The organism is Streptomyces spiramenti, from assembly GCF_012034385.1.
GTDB lineage: Bacteria > Actinomycetota > Actinomycetes > Streptomycetales > Streptomycetaceae > Streptomyces > Streptomyces spiramenti.
In genome coordinates, this window is sequence record NZ_JAAVJB010000151.1 from 1 (window position 1) to 12,690 (window position 12,690).

The 12,690-nt window shown below is 74.7% G+C and carries 15 protein-coding genes; 6 read left to right on the forward strand and 9 right to left on the reverse strand.

Features of this window, described 5'->3' with window-relative positions:
- Nucleotides 1–518: 518 nt before the first annotated feature.
- Both HCJ92_RS16800 and HCJ92_RS16805 read left to right on the forward strand, forming a co-directional pair.
- Nucleotides 519–953: a phage holin family protein gene (locus HCJ92_RS16800; RefSeq protein ID WP_167934422.1), complete on the forward strand. Its 435-nt coding sequence runs from the start codon at nucleotides 519–521 to the stop codon at nucleotides 951–953.
- Nucleotides 950–1,885, forward strand: a complete 936-nt coding sequence (locus HCJ92_RS16805) for an alpha/beta fold hydrolase (protein WP_167934423.1) — start codon at nucleotides 950–952, stop codon at nucleotides 1,883–1,885. The genes HCJ92_RS16800 and HCJ92_RS16805 overlap by 4 nt, the downstream gene beginning before the upstream one ends.
- 691 nt (nucleotides 1,886–2,576) lie before the next feature.
- On the opposite strand, the gene HCJ92_RS16815 is transcribed toward HCJ92_RS16805, so the two are convergent.
- From HCJ92_RS16815 to nth, 3 genes are all read right to left on the reverse strand, one after another.
- Nucleotides 2,577–3,776, reverse strand: coding sequence for a MarP family serine protease (locus HCJ92_RS16815; protein ID WP_167934425.1), 1,200 nt, complete (start codon nucleotides 3,774–3,776; stop codon nucleotides 2,577–2,579).
- 33 nt (nucleotides 3,777–3,809) lie between these two features.
- Nucleotides 3,810–4,466 carry an NUDIX hydrolase gene (locus tag HCJ92_RS16820; protein ID WP_209311230.1) on the reverse strand — a complete coding sequence of 219 codons (657 nt, stop codon included), beginning with the start codon at nucleotides 4,464–4,466 and terminating at the stop codon, nucleotides 3,810–3,812.
- 161 nt (nucleotides 4,467–4,627) lie between these two features.
- Nucleotides 4,628–5,650, reverse strand: coding sequence for an endonuclease III (nth, locus tag HCJ92_RS16825; protein ID WP_245240946.1), 1,023 nt, complete (start codon nucleotides 5,648–5,650; stop codon nucleotides 4,628–4,630).
- Between the two features lie 610 nt (nucleotides 5,651–6,260).
- Between nth and HCJ92_RS16830 the strand changes: the two genes are divergently transcribed.
- A complete protein-coding gene (locus tag HCJ92_RS16830) occupies nucleotides 6,261–6,935 on the forward strand; it encodes a Crp/Fnr family transcriptional regulator (RefSeq protein ID WP_167934426.1) in 675 nt (224 codons plus the stop codon).
- A 23-nt stretch (nucleotides 6,936–6,958) separates the two neighbouring features.
- On the opposite strand, the gene HCJ92_RS16835 is transcribed toward HCJ92_RS16830, so the two are convergent.
- The 5 genes from HCJ92_RS16835 to rpmB all read right to left on the reverse strand — a co-directional run bounded on the left by HCJ92_RS16835 (nucleotide 6,959) and on the right by rpmB (nucleotide 9,915).
- Nucleotides 6,959–7,789 (reverse strand): MBL fold metallo-hydrolase, encoded by an 831-nt coding sequence (locus HCJ92_RS16835; RefSeq protein WP_167934427.1) that lies wholly within the window; start codon nucleotides 7,787–7,789, stop codon nucleotides 6,959–6,961.
- Complete coding sequence (locus HCJ92_RS16840) at nucleotides 7,786–8,787, reverse strand: NUDIX hydrolase (protein ID WP_167934428.1); 1,002 nt, start codon at nucleotides 8,785–8,787, stop codon at nucleotides 7,786–7,788. Before HCJ92_RS16840 ends, HCJ92_RS16835 begins: the two co-directional genes overlap by 4 nt.
- Nucleotides 8,788–9,011: 224 nt before the next feature.
- Complete coding sequence (rpsR, locus tag HCJ92_RS16845; RefSeq protein WP_167934429.1) at nucleotides 9,012–9,281, reverse strand: 30S ribosomal protein S18; 270 nt, start codon at nucleotides 9,279–9,281, stop codon at nucleotides 9,012–9,014.
- Nucleotides 9,278–9,583, reverse strand: coding sequence for a 30S ribosomal protein S14 (gene rpsN / locus HCJ92_RS16850; protein ID WP_167934430.1), 306 nt, complete (start codon nucleotides 9,581–9,583; stop codon nucleotides 9,278–9,280). The genes rpsR and rpsN overlap by 4 nt, the downstream gene beginning before the upstream one ends.
- 95 nt (nucleotides 9,584–9,678) lie before the next feature.
- Nucleotides 9,679–9,915: a 50S ribosomal protein L28 gene (gene rpmB / locus HCJ92_RS16855; RefSeq protein ID WP_167934431.1), complete on the reverse strand. Its 237-nt coding sequence runs from the start codon at nucleotides 9,913–9,915 to the stop codon at nucleotides 9,679–9,681.
- A gap of 123 nt (nucleotides 9,916–10,038) precedes the next feature.
- Between rpmB and rpmG the strand changes: the two genes are divergently transcribed.
- The 3 genes from rpmG to HCJ92_RS16870 are packed head-to-tail and all read left to right on the forward strand — an operon-like array spanning nucleotide 10,039 to nucleotide 11,637.
- Nucleotides 10,039–10,203 (forward strand): 50S ribosomal protein L33, encoded by a 165-nt coding sequence (gene rpmG / locus HCJ92_RS16860; RefSeq protein ID WP_167934432.1) that lies wholly within the window; start codon nucleotides 10,039–10,041, stop codon nucleotides 10,201–10,203.
- 28 nt (nucleotides 10,204–10,231) lie between these two features.
- A complete protein-coding gene (locus HCJ92_RS16865) occupies nucleotides 10,232–10,495 on the forward strand; it encodes a type B 50S ribosomal protein L31 (RefSeq protein WP_167934433.1) in 264 nt (87 codons plus the stop codon).
- Nucleotides 10,495–11,637, forward strand: coding sequence for a CobW family GTP-binding protein (locus HCJ92_RS16870; RefSeq protein ID WP_167934434.1), 1,143 nt, complete (start codon nucleotides 10,495–10,497; stop codon nucleotides 11,635–11,637). The genes HCJ92_RS16865 and HCJ92_RS16870 overlap by 1 nt, the downstream gene beginning before the upstream one ends.
- 72 nt (nucleotides 11,638–11,709) lie before the next feature.
- Here HCJ92_RS16870 and HCJ92_RS16875 read toward each other — a convergent pair.
- Nucleotides 11,710–12,690, reverse strand: a 981-nt coding sequence (locus HCJ92_RS16875; RefSeq protein ID WP_167934435.1) for a trypsin-like serine peptidase, incomplete at its 5' end; no start/stop codon positions are given.

Below are 12,690 nucleotides of genomic sequence, written 5' to 3' on the forward strand. Positions count from 1 at the left end.
CCCCCCCCCCCCCCCCCCACGCGCGTTCCCGTCGCCGGCCCGTGCACGTCCCCGTCCGTCCCCGCGCGCGATCCCGGTGGCCGACGGGCGTCCGAGCCGCCGGGGCGGCCCGCCGGGCCGACGCGCCGCGGCCACAGACCGGTTGAGCGGCCGTCAGCGGGGTACGCGCCGGGCGGCACCGCCTCGGCGGCGGTGTCGCCGGCGCCCGGCCTCCCGGCCACCCCTGGAGCCCCGCGGGCGCATACCATGACGGAGCGCCGCTGCTTCCGGCGCGTGATCCGCGCGGCGGACGGCTCAACGGCCGCCGCGTCCGGATGACGCACCGGCACGGCGGCGTTACTGTCGCTGCACGGCCGTCTCCCGACGGTACGGCGCACCGCGCCGGCCCCGACCGGGTCGGCCGCCGGGGCGCGCCGTGCGGCGGTGGCGCCCGCGCCGGGCTCCCGAGGGACGCGGCGGTGGCACCCCGCCGGGCTCCCCGGCGGGCAGGTCCGTTACCCAGCGAGAGGGATGACGCAATGAGCGCAGCCGACGAGGGCCGCAGCATCGGGAAGCTGGTGGCCGAGGCGTCGGGGCAGGTGTCCGAGCTGATGCGCGACGAGATCGCGTTGGCCAAGGCGAAGCTCCGTGAGGACGTCCAGCGCGGCAAGAAGGGCGGTTCCGCCGGGGCGGTGGCGCTGGTCTTCCTGGTGCTGGCGCCGTTCCCGCTGACGGCCGCGCTGGTGTTCTGGTTGCGCAACTGGTGGGACGTGCCGTTGGCGATCGCGTTCCTGGTGGTCGGCGCGCTCTACCTGGTCATCGCCGGGATCGCCGGCCTCGTGGCGAAGCGCGAGTTCCAGCGCATGCCCAAGCCGGATCTGGGGTCCTCCGCCAAGGAGTCGGCCGCCGTTCTCTCCAACGTCAAGCCGCGCCCGCGTGAGGGTGCGGACGAAGGTGACAGACTCCCCGCATGACCGCTCCCGAACGTTCCGAGGCACGGACCAGTCTCGTCGAGCAGCCCGGTCCGTGGACCCATCGCGATGTCGCGGCCAACGGTGCGCGGTTCCACATCGCGGAGATGGGGGACGGGCCGCTGGTGATGCTGGTGCACGGCTTCCCGCAGTTCTGGTGGACGTGGCGGCACCAGCTCCCCGCCCTGGCGGAGGCCGGGTACCGCGCCGTCGCCATGGACCTGCGGGGCGTGGGAGGGAGCGACCGCACGCCGCGGGGCTACGACCCGGCCAACATGGCACTGGACATCACCGGCGTGATCCGGTCGCTGGGCGAGCCGGACGCCGCTCTGGTCGGCCACGGTCTCGGCGGTTACCTGGCGTGGACGGCCGCGGTGATGCGGCCGAAGCTGGTGCGGCGGCTGGCCGTGACGTCCATGCCGCACCCGCGCAACTGGCGGTCGGCGATGCTGCGGGACCCGCGGCAGACGGCTGCCGGCTCCTTCGTGTGGGGCGTCCAGCGACCGTGGGTGCCGGAGCGGCAGCTGCTGGCGGACGACGCGGCGCTGGTCGGACGGCTGCTGCGCGAGTGGTCGGGACCGCGCGGCCCCGAGGAGGCGGACCTGGAGCTGTACCGGCAGGCGATGTCGATCCCCTCGACCGCCCACTGCTCGGTGGAGCCCTACCGCTGGCTGGTGCGTTCGCTGGCACGACCGGACGGCATCCAGTTCAACCGGCGGATGCGGCGCCCGGTACTCGCCCCCACGCTCCACCTGCACGGCTCGCTGGACCCGGTGATCCGGGCGCGGAGCTCGGCCGGCTCCAACGCCTACGTGGAGGCGCCGTACCGGTGGCGGCTCTTCGACGGACTCGCGCACTTCCCTCAGGAGGAGGACCCGCTGGCGTTCTCCACCGAGCTGATCGACTGGCTGCGCGACCCGGAGCCCGACCGCTGACCGGACCGCAATCCGGTGCGGTGTCCCCGGCATCCCCGGCGTCCTCCGTCGCCGGTGCCGGGCGGCGGCGCGCGCCCGGCACCGGAAGCCGGTGTGGGGTGCCTCGGTCCGGGTAGGCGCGCGACCGCGTGGGGTCACCACGGGTCGCGCTCCGAGTGCCGGGCCGTCGCGGGGCCTTTTCGGTTTCTTCACACCCTCCGTGAGAACTTCACGGAACCGCACGATCACGAACGGTTCACAGTCGCACAGATGTGCCTGACGCATGGGCCAATTCCTGGCATCCGTGACGGTTACCCACCCGAAGGCGGGGGCAGAGACGCACTATGGGCTGGACGCACGACTCCCGTGACGCGACACGCGAACGGAGCGGCAACGGAGCCGCCGTCAGAGCGCAGAGCGCTGCTCGACGAGCGGGTCCCGGCCGCCTGACGACGAGAGATCCGAGTATCGGTTTTCCACACATCCTGCGCCGTAGGGCGCGCTGGGTCTCGACCCGGCTGCGCCACCCGCGCGGCTGATCAGACACCTACCCCGCCCGTCCGCATCGACCTGTACAGCGCGACCGCACGAAGGCCCGCCGCCGGGCGTCCCCTCGGGGTGACGCCCGGCGGCGGGCCTCGGTCGTACCGGCGTCGCGCCGTGGTCCGCGGCCCCGCCCGGCCCCTCACGGACCCGGCGGAGCCACCGGCCGTCACATGGCGCAGCTGTCCGTGTCCACCGGCTGGTCCGCGGTGCGGCCCCGCTCGATGACACCGCGCACCTCGTCGTGGGTGAGCGCGTAGCCGGTGTCGTCGTCGTCGAGGGACTTGGCGAAGATCACCCCGTAGACCGCGCCGTCGGGGGTGAGCAGCGGGCCCCCCGAGTTGCCCTGGCGTACCAGCGCCCGCAGCGAGTACACGTCACGGTTGACGGTCCCGCGCCGGTAGATGTCCGGGCCGTTGGCCTGGATGCGGTCGCGGATACGGGCGGACCGCACGTCGAACGGGCCGCTCTCGGGGAAGCCGGCGACGATGGCGCCGTCGTCGTTGACGGCGGCGTCCTCGGCGAACGGCAACGCCGGCGCGTCCAGGTCCGGCACGTCCAGCACCGCGACGTCGCGCCGCCAGTCGTAGAGGACGACGGTGGCGTCGTAGAGCGGCCCCTCGCCACCGATCTGCACGGTCGGTTCGCTGACCCCGCCGACCACGTGCGCGTTGGTCATGACCTTGCCGTCGTCGAAGACGAACCCGGTGCCCTCCAGTATTTTCCCGCAGCTGGGGGCGGTGCCGGCCACCTTCACGATGGACTCGCGCGCCTGGGTGACGGCGGGGCTGTCGACCAGCTCCGGGTCGGGCGCGGCCACGTCGGTGATGGGCTCCTCGGTGAACGGCGAGAAGACCTGGGGGAATCCCTGCTGCGACAGGGTGCGGCTGAAGTCGTCGAACCAGGTGTCGGCGTTGTCGGGCAGCGCGTCGGAGACACCTTGCAGCACGCGGGAGGCCCGCACCTCCTTGCCGACCGTGGGCAGCGTGGTCTTCTCCAGTACGGAGCCGATCAGCCAGGCCACCAGCAGCATCGCCATCACGTTGACCAGGGCGCCGCCCGTCGCGTCCAGGGCCCGCGCAGGCGACCAGGTGATGTGCTGTCGGAGCCGGTTGCCGAAGTGGGTCGTCAACGCCTGCCCGACGGAGGCCAGGACGATGACGATGACCACCGCGACCACCACTCCGATCGACCCCGGTGGCCGGCCGTCGCTGAAGTGGTCCCAGGCGATCGGGAGAAGCCGGACCCCGATCAGGCCGCCACCGATGAACCCGATGACGGAGAGCACACCGACCACGAAGCCCTGTCGGTAGCCGAGGACCGCGAACCAGACGGCGGCCAGCAGCAGGATGAGGTCGATTGCGTTCATGGCGGCCACCGTCTCACGTCAGGGGGCGGTGCCTCACGCGCCGCCGTCGAGCTTGTAGTGCCGGTTCCGGTCCCAGGGGATCTCCCAACCGGCGTAGTGCAGCACGCGGTCGATGATGCCCGCTGTGAACCCCCAGACCAGCGCGGAACGGACGTCGAAGCACGGGCCACGGTAGCCGCTGGGGTGCACCGCGGTACCGCGATGCGCGGGATCGGTCAGTTCGCTGACGGGGACGGTGAAGACCCGCGCGGTCTCCCCCAGGTCGACCGGTGCGACCGGGGACGGGGTGTGCCACCAGCCAAGGACGGGCGTCACCACGAAGTCGCTGAAGGGGATGTAGAGGCGGGGCAGTTCGGCGAACAGCCTCACTCCCCCGGGGTCGAGGCCGGTCTCCTCCTCGGCCTCGCGCAGCGCGGCGCGCAACGGACCCTCCTTGCGGGGGTCGCCGTCCTCCGGGTCCAACGAACCTCCGGGGAAGGAGGGTTGGCCGGCGTGCTGCCGCAGGGTCCCGGCGCGCTCGGTGAGGAGCAGGTGCGGGCCCTCCGGGCCGTCGCCGAACAGCACCAGCACGGCGGCCGGCCTGCCGCCGCGCTCGGGCGGCAGGAACCGGCTCAGCTGGTGGGGCGCGACGGTCCTGGCGGCGTCGGCGACCGGCCGGAGCCACGGCGGGATGCCAACCTCGCTCAGCAGCGGCGCCTCCGGGGGTTCCCGGCGTGTCGGCGCGTCGGGTCCGGTGGATGAGCCTCCGCCGGCGGGCGGGCCGGGCACCTCGCCGACCGACGCTCCGCCGCCGGCAGCCGCGCGGCCCGCCGCCTCCCCCTCGACCGCCGGGCCTGCCGACTCGCGGGGGCTCACGCGTCGCCCGCGGCGGACTCGTCGGCGGGCCGCGCCGCGGGGCCGGGGTAGTCGGCCGGTGGCTTGAGCCGTTGCCCGGGCTCGCCGGCCAGCTCGTACTTCAGCAGGCCGCGTGCCTTGTCGGGATCGGTCTCGCCCTCACCGTAGGAGGGGCAGAGCGCGGCGATCGGGCAGACCCCGCAGGCGGGCTTCCGACTGTGACAGACCCGCCGACCGTGGAAGATCACCCGGTGCGAGAACATCGTCCACTCACTCTTCGGGATGATGTCGGCGATCTCCGCCTCGACCTTCTCCGGGTCGGTCTGCTCGGTGAGCCGCCAGCGGCGGACCAGCCGGCCGAAGTGGGTGTCCACCGTCAGTCCGGGAACGTCGAAGGCGTTGCCGAGCACCACGAAGGCCGTCTTCCGCCCGACGCCGGGCAGCGAGACGAGGTCCGCCATCCGGCCGGGCACCTCGCCCCCGAACTCCTCGCAGATCTTCGCGGAGAGCCCCAGGAGCGACTTCGCCTTGTTCCGGAAGAACCCGGTCGGGCGGATCAGCTCCTCCAGCTCGGCGGGATCGGCGGCGGCCATGGCCTCGGGCGTGGGGTAGGCGGCGAACAGCGCGGGGGTCGTCCGGTTGACGCGGAGGTCGGTGGTCTGGGCGGACAGCACCGTCGCCACCAGCAACTCGAACGGGTTCTCGAAATCCAGCTCGGGGTGGGCGTAGTGGTAGACCTCCGCGAGCTCGCGGTTGATCCGTCGGGCCCGTCGGACCATGGCGAGCCGGCTCTCGGGCTTGCGTACCCCTGACGCCGTCCCGACCCGTCGCACGGACTGCTCGGCCGAGGAGCCCTTCGCCCGGGAGCCCGTCGTCCGGGAGCCCTTGGCCGTGGAACTCCTGCCGGCCGGCCTCCCGGTGGCGGGCTTCCCCGCTTCACCGCGGGCGCCGGCGCTCTCCCCCGACGCGACCGCGTCCGACGTCCTCGCGGCCTTCTTCCCCGTGTCCGACGTCCCCGCGCGCACCCTGCTCTCAGCCATGCCAGGAAGGCTACGCCGGACGGACCTTCGGCCGTGGCGGTTGCGGCCGGTACCGGCGTGGCCGCCGGTGCGTGCGGGGCGCATCGGGGCATTGCCGCGCGCGGGGAGCGGGCCCCGTCGCGCGGGGAGCGAGGCGACCCGCGGGCGCCACCACGACGGCCCCGGAGGAGACACGGCGGCAGCGGCGGGCAGGGGTGCTCGCGCCGACCGAAGGCGCTCCCCCGGTCACGCTGAGCGACGACGGGGTGGTGGTGCCGTACCGGTCGCGGGGTGCACCGCAACCACCGGTCGGGCCGCTGCCGGACCGTCCCGACGTGCCGTGGCCGCCTGTTCGCCGTGGGCGGAACACCACCGTTCGCCACCGTCCGCGACGGACCGCGGCGGCGACCTTCTGCCGGTGCTGTGCGGCCGATTGAGCGCGGTGGCAGGCGCGCACCGGCGCGCGGGCAGCGGGCCGCCCGGCCCGGCCGTGAGCACCGAACGGCCCCCCTGGCGGCATGCAAACGGTTCCGGTAGGTCAGACTTGTGACTGACAGCACCCCAGTGCGGTCCGGCATGATGGGGCCCAGCGGCCGACACCTGGCCCACAGCCGAGAGGGAGAGAGACCTCGTGGACGACGTTCTTCGCCGCGCACCGCTGTTCGCGGCGCTCGATGACGAGCAGGCCGCCGAGCTGCGCGCCTCCATGACCGAGACGACGCTCTCGCGCGGGGAGGCGCTGTTCCACGAGGGTGACCCGGGCGACCGCCTCTACGTCGTCACCGACGGCAAGGTCAAGCTGCACCGCACCTCCGCCGACGGCCGCGAGAACATGCTCGCCGTGCTCGGCGCCGGGGAACTGATCGGTGAGCTGTCGCTCTTCGACCCGGGACCGCGCACCGCCACCGCGAGCGCGCTGACCGAGGTCCGGCTGCTCGGCCTGGGCCACGGCGACCTCCAGCCCTGGCTGAACGTGCGGCCCGAGGTCGCGGGTGCCCTGCTGCGTGCCGTCGCCCGCCGACTGCGCCGCGCCAACGACAACATGTCCGACCTCGTCTTCTCGGACGTGCCGGGTCGTGTCGCCAAGGCGCTGCTCGACCTGTCGCGCCGGTTCGGTGTGCAGTCCGAAGAAGGCATCCACGTGGTGCACGACCTGACGCAGGAGGAGCTGGCCCAGCTGGTCGGCGCCTCCCGCGAGACGGTCAACAAGGCGCTGGCGGACTTCGCGGCCCGTGGCTGGCTCCGGCTGGAGGCCCGCGCGGTGATCCTGCTCGACATCGAGCGACTGGCCCGCCGCAGCCGCTGACGGCGCTCGGCGTCGGCGGCCGGTCAGATCAGGCCGTGCTCGGTGAGATACACCAGCTGGGCGCGGACGGACCGCTCGGCCACCGGCCACAGCGAGCGGTCCACGTCCGCGTAGACGTGCGCCACGACCTCGGCCGGAGTGCGGTGTCCGGCCTCGACGGCGGTCTCCACCTGGGCGAGCCGCTTGGCGCGGTGCACCAGGTAGAAGTCGATGACGCCGGCCGGGTCCCGCAGCACGGGGCCGTGGCCGGGGAGCACCACGCGGACTGCGTCGTCGATGACGGTGGCGCGCAGGCGGCGCAGCGTGTCGAGGTAGTCGCCGAGGTCGCCGTCAGGGTGGTCCACGACGGTGGTGCCGCGGCCCAGCACGGTGTCTCCGGAGAGCAGCGCGTGATCCGCCGCCAGCAGCAGCGCGACGGAGTCGGCGGTGTGGCCGGCGGCGGGGATGACGGTGAGCCGCAGGCCGTCCACGATGAGCAGTTCCCCGGCGACCAGCGGCTCCGCGCCGCGGCAGAAGGCGGCGTCCCGCGCGCGGACGGCGGAACCGGTCAGCTCCGCGAACCGTTCGGCGCCGTCGGCGTGGTCGGGGTGGCCGTGGGTGAGGAGGGTGAGGGCGACGGTGCGTCCGCCGGCGGTCGCCGTGGCGGCGACCCGCGCGAGGTGCTGTTCGTCCAGAGGGCCGGGGTCGACCACGACCACCTCGCGCGCGCCGGGTTCGGCGAGCACCCAGGTGTTGGTGCCGTCGAGGGTCATCATCGACGGGTTGGGCGCCAGCAGGCAGGTGGCGCGTTCGGTGACCGGTCCGTCGGTGACCGCGGTCTCGGGCTCCCCGGGGGGCGCGGCGGCGTCGGTCATGGGGTGTCCTTCCCGGGGGCGGCGGGGGTGGGTCGGTCGCCAGTGGCGGCGGACGGAGGGCCGGCGGCGGTCGGGGACTCGGCGGTGGCGGCGACCGTGCGTTCGAACTCGTCATGCCCCGGCCAGCTGAGGACCACGCGTCCGCCGTCCAGCCGGGCGCGTGCGAGGACCGGCGCCAGGTCGCGTCCGGCTGCGGCCAGCAGCACGTCACCGGCCCGGGCGTGCGGGAGCAGGGCCCGCAGCGTGGCGACGGTCGGGGGCATCATCAGCAGGTCGCCCGACCGGTAGCCGGCGAGCGCATCGGCGGGGGCGGTCCAGCCCGCGCGGTCGGCCTCGGTGGAGGCGTTGCGGCTGTGCTGGCCCGGGGGGAGCAGCGCCACGAAGAACCAGGTGTCGTAGCGGCGGGCCTCGAACTCGGGGGTGATCCATCGCGCCCAGCCGCCGAGCAGGTCGTCGCGGACGACCAGCGAGCGGCGCTCCAGGAAGTCGGAGAACGCCAGTTCGCGGGAGACCAGCGCGCGGCGGTCGGCCTCCCAGTCGTCCCCGGTGGTGTCGCAGACCACGTCGTCGGCGGTACGGCCGGCGAGGAGGACGCCGGCCTCCTCGAAGGTCTCGCGGACGGCGGCGCAGACGACGGACTGGGCGGTCGCCTCGTCCACACCCAGTCGGTCCGCCCAGCCGGCGGGGCCCGGGCCTGCCCAGGTGAGCGGGGTGCGGTCGCGGGGGTCGACGGAGCCGCCGGGGTACGCACAGGCGCCACCGGCGAAGGCCATCGACGCCCTGCGGCGCAGCAGGAAGACCTCGGGCCCCGAGGCGGCGGCGGTCCCCGTCTCCCGCCCGGGAGGGGGGTCTCGGAGCAGGAGCACGGTCGCGGAGGGGCGGGGTTCGGGCGGGGTGATCTCGCCGCGTGCCAGCGCCCTGATCCGGTCGGGCCATTCCGGCGGGAACCACTGGCCGCCCGCGGTGGCCCCGGAAGTCTGCGTCGTCGCGTCGCCCATGGGGCGGATGCTACGCGGGTGGACCCTCGGCTGTCCCTGGCGCGGACGGATCGACCACGAGCGGCAGGACGGACGGCGGCGGCCGTCGGCCCCGGCTCGCGGAGGAGCACCGGGCTGCCCCCGTCGTGCCCGCCGCGGAGCGGGCACGACGGGCGGACGGCGGCCCCGCTGGGCCCTGTCTGATGAATCCCGCCTGGCCCGCGGCGCCACTTCCCAGACAGGACCTAGCCGCGGCGTCCGGCCGCCGCCGCGGGACCGGCGTACGGCAGCAGGGCCATCTCCCGGGCGGTCTTCACCGCGCGGGCTATCTCCCGCTGCTGCTGCACCGTGAGGCCGGTCAGGCGGCGGGAGCGGATCTTGCCCCGGTCGGAGACGAAGCGGCGGAGCAGGTCGGTGTCCTTGTAGTCGATGGAGGTGATGCGGGCGGCGTGCAGCGGGTTGGCCCGGGGTTTGCCGGTGCCGCCGTGGCGCCGTCCGCCCGTTCCGCGGCTCACCAGGAGGCCTTGCGGACGCCGGGGAGGTGGCCGGCGTGGGCGAGGACGCGGGTGGTGACGCGGGAGAGGCCGAACGCGCGGAGGTGGCCGCGGGGGCGGCCGTCCACACTGTCGCGGTTCCTGACGCGGACCGCGGCGGCGTCACGCGGTTGGGCGCGCAGCTCCCGCTGGGCGGCCTCGCGCTCGGCGGGCGGGGTGCCGGGGCGGCGGATAGTGTCGCGCAGTTCGGCGCGGCGCTCGGCGTAGCGGGCGACGACGCGCCGCCGCTGCTCGTTCTTGGCGATCTTGCTCTTCTTGGCCATGGACGGTCTCCGTGGTGGTCGGGTGTGCGGGAGGGAAGCGCGGGGCGTTCGGAAGCGTCGTGGGCGCGGCCGGGGGCCGCCCGCAGCGGTACGGGTCAGACGCGGTGGCCGCGGGCCCGGACGCGGGCGACGGCGGCCTCGATCCCGATGGTGTCGACGGTCCGGATCCCCTTGGTGCTGAGCCGGAGGCGGACGTGGCGGCACTCGCTGGGCAGCCAGTACCGCTTGCGCTGGATGTTCGGGTCGAAGCGTCGAGGGGTGCGGCGGTGGGAGTGCGAGATGTGGTTGCCGAAGCCGGGGCTGCGGCCGGTGAGCTGGCAGTGGGCGGACATCTGCTGCGGTCCTCTCGTTCTCCGGCGGCTGCGCCGGGGGCAGGCTCCGGTGGGCGCGGCGGGAATACCCGGGACCACCGGAACGCTTAATGAAAATGATTCCCGTTTCTGTATAGTAGCGGCATGGCACGCAACGACATCCGCCCGGTCGTCAAGCTCCGCTCGACCGCCGGCACCGGATTCACCTACGTCACCCGCAAGAACCGCAGGAACGACCCCGACCGAATGACCCTGCGCAAGTACGACCCCGTCGTACGGCGCCACGTGGCGTTCCGCGAGGAACGCTGAGACCCCACGGACCGAGAGAGGAACCGTCATGCAGCAGCAGATCCACCCCGCCTACGGCCCGGTCGTCTTCCGCGACCGCTCCGCCGGCACCGCCTTCCTCACCCGCTCCACCCTGGCCGCGCGCGAGAACGCGCCGACCGTGGAGTGGGAGGACGGCCGCAGCTACCCCGTGGTCGACGTCGAGATCTCCTCGGCGAGCCACCCCTTCTACACCGGCACCGCACGCGTCATGGACACCGAAGGCCGCGTGGAGCGCTTCGAGCGCCGCTACCGACGGAGCGGTGGCCGCTGATGCTGAGCGTGGTGATCGTCGCCGGCATGCACGGCGAGGCCCGGAGGGCGACGACCGAGGCACTGCTGCGCGCGGTGCCCGGGGCAGTCGCCCTCCACCACGACCTCACCGGGGCGACCGGCTCCACCGTGACCAGTTCGCTCCGGGACGCCGGCGGCACCACCGGCGCACGCGAGGTGCCGCTGGTCAACGAGTGCGCCTGCTGCGCGCTCCGCGACGACCTCGTGCCGGAGCTGGAGCGGCTCGCCGCCTGCGGCACCCACCCGTTGGCCGTCGTCGAACTGTGGGACTCCGTCGAACCCCAGTCGATGGCCGAGGTGGTGGCCGCACACAGCTCGGAACGCGTGAGCCTGGACGGCGTCGTCACCGCGGTGGACCCGGCGCTGGTCCTGCCGTGCCTGGCCAACGGGGACGGCCTGGACGAGTGCGGCCTCGCCGCGGCCCCGGGGGACGGCCGCACCGTCGCCGACACCTTCGCCCGGCAGTTGGAGTACCCCTCCGTGCTGGTCGTCGTGGCCGGTCCGGAGGCCGCCGACGACGCCGACCACGCCCTGCTGCGGCAGCTGCACCCGACCGCGCGTCAGGTACGGACGGACGAGCCGGGCTTCGCCGACGCCGTGCGGCCCGGATTCGACCCCGAGGCGGCGGCGGGGCGTCGCCACCCCGCGTGCGCGCTGCTGCCGCACGACGACCACGCCCACGGGGTGGCGACCACCGTCTGGCGCGCCCGTCGCCCGTTCCACCCCGGCCGTCTCTTCGCGGCGTTGGAGGACCTGGCCTGCGTCGCGGTCCGCAGCCGGGGCCGGTTCTGGCTCGCCGACCGGCCGGACACGCTGGTGTCGTGGGAGTGCGCCGGCGGCGCGCTCTGCGTCGAGAGCACCGGGCCGTGGCTGGCGGCCCTGCCCGACGCCGCCTGGGAGCTGGTACCCGCCGAGCGGCGCGCGGCGGCGGCGCTGGACTGGGACCCCGAGCACGGCGACCGCGTCCAGCACCTGGTGTTCACCGCCCCCGAGCTCCCCTGCGACGACCTCGTCCGGGTCCTGGACTCCTGCCTGCTCTCCGACACCGAGTACGCGGCCGGGCCGGACGCCTGGAGCGGGTACCGGTCGGAGTTCGACACCTTTCTCGCCCCGGCGGGGTGACCGGCGGCAGTGGGGGCTGACGGACCGCCGGGCGGAGGGGCCGGGGCGCCGGGCCTCGTTCGGGCAGGGCGCTCACCGGTCGGGCAGGGCGGCCCGGGGCTCGCCCGCGGCGGCGTCGTACAACGCGCGCGCCCCCGCGGGGTAGGGACGGCCGACGATCTCGCCGTGGCCGGTCGCCGCCGAGGTCACGCCGACGACCGTGCCCGCGCCGGTCCCCGGGTCCACCCGCTGGAGCCACGGCCCGCCGCTCGCGCCCTGCGTCAGCCCGCATTCCTCCAGGAGCAGTCCGCCGACGTTCGCCGCGATGGCCTCGTCCGGCCCGATCACCCGGGTCGGACCGGTGCAGTAGTAGGGCGACTCGCCGTCGTAGGGGTGGGCGGCGGCGTAGCCGATGGCCGTCACCGCGTCCTCCTCGGGGACCGGGGCGAAGCGGAGCCGGTTGGCGCCGTGCGTCTCCTGGAGGGTGCGGCCCTCCCGCCGCTCCACGGTCAGGAACGCGTAGTCGTGCGGGAGGATCTCCCGCAGTGGGCGGGTGACGTCCCACTCCTCGGGGAGGTGGACCCCGGTCACCTGCCAGCCGTCGCGGCGGAAGGTGTCGAAGCCGTGCTCGTAGCCGGGGAGGAACCAGGCGTCGCCCGGCGCGGGGGTCCCGGGTTCCCGCACGCAGTGGGCGGCGGTGGCGACGACGCTGCCGTTGGGGGCCGCGACCACGGCGCCGGAGCACATCCGGAGCCCGCCGTCCGCCGTCTCCCAGATGAGCTTGCCGACGCTGGGGACCTTGCGGTCCAGCGGACGGGTGGTGTCCCCGTCGTCACCCGGGCCGGCGCCACCCCGACCGGCGTCGGGCTCGGCCGTCGGCGACGCCCCACCCGCCGTCACGCCGACGACGCCCGAGGGGCCGTCACCTTCCTGGGCGACGTCACCGTTCGGTGCCGGGCCCTCGTCGGCGGCGAGCGGGGCGGGGCCGCCCGGGGCCGCGGCCGTGGGGGCGGCGAGCACCGGTGCGACCAGGGCGAGGAGACCGGCGCACGCCGCCGCGAGCCTGCCCGAGGC